The sequence below is a fragment of the Halomonas ventosae genome, from assembly GCF_004361885.1.
In the GTDB taxonomy this organism is placed as follows: Bacteria; Pseudomonadota; Gammaproteobacteria; order Pseudomonadales; family Halomonadaceae; genus Halomonas; species Halomonas ventosae_C.
In genome coordinates this window covers 1-1,338 of record NZ_SNWH01000060.1, presented here as the reverse complement: position 1 = coordinate 1,338, position 1,338 = coordinate 1, and the positions used below count along the sequence as shown (strand labels likewise).

General features: G+C 59.0%; 1 pseudogene. It reads right to left on the bottom strand.

Annotated elements, in window-relative coordinates:
• Window positions 1-185 precede the first annotated feature (185 nt).
• A pseudogene (locus tag DFO68_RS15390) lies at window positions 186-1,298 on the bottom strand (IS701 family transposase); the annotation flags it as partial.
• Between the last annotated feature and the right edge of the window lie 40 nt (window positions 1,299-1,338).

The following is a 1,338-nucleotide window of genomic DNA, read 5'->3' as shown; positions in this document are numbered from 1 at the left end:
GGGCTTGCTGCTGACGACAGTGGCACTGCCAAGCCCGGTACTGGTGTTTTCGTCGCCAGTCCGACCAATGAAGCACATGGGACAAGGCCTGATGTCCTTGCCATAGACATCTTCCCATTAGCCGCCTGAGCTCGGAGAGTGTCCACTGAATCCTGTCGGAAAGCGTTTTTTTTGCTGGTGATCGCTTGCCGTATCGCCACCAGCAGGGCATGAGCGAGCAGCGACAACGTAATATGGCGATGCCAACTGGCCCAGCGCCTCACCTCATACTCATCCAGCCCGCATTCTCCCTTGGCTGTCTGAAAACCCTGCTCGATTTTCCAGCGCTGACCCGCGACCTGTACCAGTGTTTCAATCGACACCCAGTCCCTGGGCGCATAGACCACATAATAAGCCAGCTCATCCGGTTTCGAGCGACTGCGTCGGATCAGAAGATAATGGCCCCAGCGGCGCGCCTCTTCCGTAGGCTGCAGCCTTGTCAGAGGCGTCAACGCCCAGTCGTACCAGCGTTCGCCCTTGCTGCCTGAGCCGGCGGACAATGTCTGCCATTCATCCTCGGTCAGCGCCGCGGCGATCTCGTCAGCTCGCGTGTACTGAACACTCTGCCACCACAAGGGTTCGTTGCACGCTATTTCTAAAACAAAGGGTTGCGAGCGTTCCTCCAGCCATAGGCGCAGGCCGCGGTTGCCGCCATAGACGCTATCCCCCGTCACCCAGGCGGCCGGTATCCCCTGGTCCAGTGCGCGCTCCAGCATGCGGCGGGCGAGCTCTGGTTTGCTGGCGAATTCGACGTCATCGGGAATCCCGGCACGCCGACAACGCTCACGATCCTGTGTCCAGGACTTGGGCAAGTACAGGGCACGATCCAGGAAGGCATGTCCTGCAGGACTGGCGTAGAGAAGGAAAACCCCGATCTGACTATTTTCGATACGGCCGGCAGTGCCACTGTACTGGCGTTGCACACCGGCCGAGTGCTGTCCTTTCTTGATAAATCCGGTCTCGTCCAGGACCAGGACACCGTCAGACGAGCCCAGTGTATCGATGACCCATTGGCAGAGGACATCGCGTGCCGCCTCCGCATCCCAGCGGGCACGATCCAACAGGTACTGCACCCCATCGGGGGTGGCATCGCCGAGCCACTCGGCAAGATGCCAGCTATTCTTACGTTCACACTGACTGAGCAGCCCCTGAATGTAGCGCAGGGCACGATCGCGCGTCTCAGAACGCGGAAAGAGCGGGCCTAATCGCGCTGCCAAGTCATCCATTAATGCTGAGACAGAGAGATCCAGCTCTTGCATCCTTCACCCTGTGATCGCTTTCATATCAGTCACATGGATT